We start from the raw sequence: 2043 nt of genomic DNA, 5'->3' as shown, positions 1-2043 counted from the left end.
CGGTGCGCCCCGCGGCCAAGCCCGCCGTAGCCCCGGCGGCCCCGGCCCCGGCCGACCACTCCACTCCCCTGGATGAGGCGCGCAAGTTTGCCCGCGTCACCGAGGACGGCCACGTGTTCGTCATCATCGACGGCACCGAACACCCGGTGGGCCAGTACCCGGATGCCACCGAGGATGAGGCGCTGGCCTACTTCGTGCGCAAGTACGACGACGTGGTCTCGCAGATGATGCTGCTCGAGCAGCGGGTCGCGGCCAAGGCGCCCAGCGGCGACATGGCCAAGACCATCGACTCCATCGCCGCCCTGGTCTCCGAACGCGCCATGGTCGGCGATATCGCCGCCCTGGAGACCCGCCTGGAAACCCTGCGCACCGCCGTGGAGGCCCTGGGCAAGGAGCAGCGCCGCGCCACCGAGCAGGCCCGGGCCGAGCAGCAGAAGATCCGTGAGGGCATCGTCGTGCAGGCCGAGGAGCTGGCGGGGAAGAACCCGGAGCAGATCCAGTGGAAGACCGCCTCGCAGACCATGAACGGCCTGTTCGACGCGTGGAAGGAAGCCCAGCGCTCCTCCGTGCGCCTGCCGCGCTCCACCGAGGACGCGCTGTGGAAGCGCTTCCGTGCCGCCCGCACCACCTTTGACCGCCACCGCCGCGCCTACTTCTCGCAGCTTGATGCGCAGAACGCCGAGGCGAAGAAGGTCAAGGAGGCGCTGATCGAGCGCGCCGAGGCGCTGCAGAATTCCACTGACTGGGCCGGCACCGCCGCCGAGTACCGCAAGCTGATGGACGAGTGGAAGAAGTCGCGCCGTGCCTCGCGCAAGGACGACGACGCACTGTGGGGCCGCTTCCGCGCCGCGCAGGACGTGTTCTTCCAGGCCCGCGCCGAGCAGAACGCGAAGGTCGACGCCAGTTTCCGGGAGAACCTGGTGGTCAAGGAGGCGCTGCTGGAGGAAGCCCGCGCACTGCTGCCGATCAAGGATCTGAACGCCGCGAAGAAGTCCCTGGAATCCATCCGCGACCGCTGGGAAGCCGCCGGCAAGGTGCCGCGCGGGGACCTGCAGCGGGTGGAGTCGGCGCTGCGCCACGTGGAGGACGCGGTGCGCAATGCCGAGGACGAGCAGTGGCGCCGTTCCAACCCGGAAACCAAGGCCCGTTCCAACTCGATGCTCTCCCAGCTGCAGGACACCATTGCCCAGCTGGAGGAGGACCTGGAGCAGGCCAAGAAGAAGGGCAACGAGAAGAAGATCGCCGCGGCCCAGGAGGCGCTGGACGCCCGCCGCATGTGGCTGAACACCCTGGAGAAGTCGGCCGCCGACTTCCAGTAGGCTGCCAGCAGCCTTGAACCGCCCACCGCAGGCAGCACCTGCGGTGGGCGGTTCGCGTTTACTCCCCTTGTTCTTTCCGGCGCGCTGCGCTGGCCTGCACCGGTAATCCACAGCCGGGCACTTCACCTGCCACAGCGACGGGCAATCTGTTTCAGTAGCAGCATGGAAAAAACTACTAGGCAGCGCCCCGCGGCGCTGCGCATTCCCGAAGACCTGTTCGTTATCGGCCAGCCCTTTACCCGCAACGAGCTGGGGGCGATGGTTTCACGCGGCTACCTGCGCGAAACCCTGCCCGGGCACTACCTGGATGTTAGCCACCGCTACGACGCGAGCGTTCGGGCGCAGATCGCCCACTTTGTCGCCGGGCGGCGGCTGCGGCCCGGGGAAGTGTTCTGCCGCTCCGCGGCCGGGTGGATCCATGGCCTGGTTCCCTCCCCGACCAGCATGGGCATCAGCAGCCCGGTCTACCGCCGGCCGGTGCCCTCCAGTTTCGGGTTGCCCTATGAGTTCATGCAGCTGCAGCTGGAGCCGATGAGGTGCTGGTGCGCGGCCCGGTCCCGGTGACCAGCCTGCTGCGCACCGTGTGCGACATGGCCTGCCACGACCCGCTGCCGATCGTGGTCGATGCGCTGGATCGCATCCAGCGCCTGCAGGACCCGTACCTGCACCTTCAGGCGGTGCTGCAGCGCCTGAACCGGATGCCGGGCAGTTCCCCGGTGCAGCG

At 68.5% G+C, this 2043-nt stretch carries 3 protein-coding genes; all 3 read left to right on the top strand.

What is annotated here, in order from left to right; all coding sequences use genetic code 11:
* Nucleotides 1–2 precede the first annotated feature (2 nt).
* Entirely contained in the window at nucleotides 3–1319 is a 1317-nt protein-coding gene (locus JCM19049_RS12595; RefSeq protein ID WP_054821764.1) for a DUF349 domain-containing protein, read from the top strand.
* Between the two features lie 162 nt (nucleotides 1320–1481).
* Nucleotides 1482–1883: a hypothetical protein gene (locus tag JCM19049_RS12590; protein ID WP_054821763.1), complete on the top strand. Its 402-nt coding sequence runs from the start codon at nucleotides 1482–1484 to the stop codon at nucleotides 1881–1883.
* A partial coding sequence (locus tag JCM19049_RS12585; protein WP_279403143.1) for a hypothetical protein occupies nucleotides 1856–2043 on the top strand: 188 nt, incomplete at its 3' end. The genes JCM19049_RS12590 and JCM19049_RS12585, both read left to right, overlap by 28 nt.

The organism is Arthrobacter sp. JCM 19049, assembly GCF_001310435.1.
This window is presented reverse-complemented; position numbering and strand designations above follow the sequence as displayed.

What these genes read in the sequence shown, in the direction of transcription:
- JCM19049_RS12590 (WP_054821763.1), top strand. Translation starts at nt 1,482, where the DNA reads ATGGAAAAAACTACTAGGCAGCGCCCCGCGGCGCTGCGCATTCCCGAA.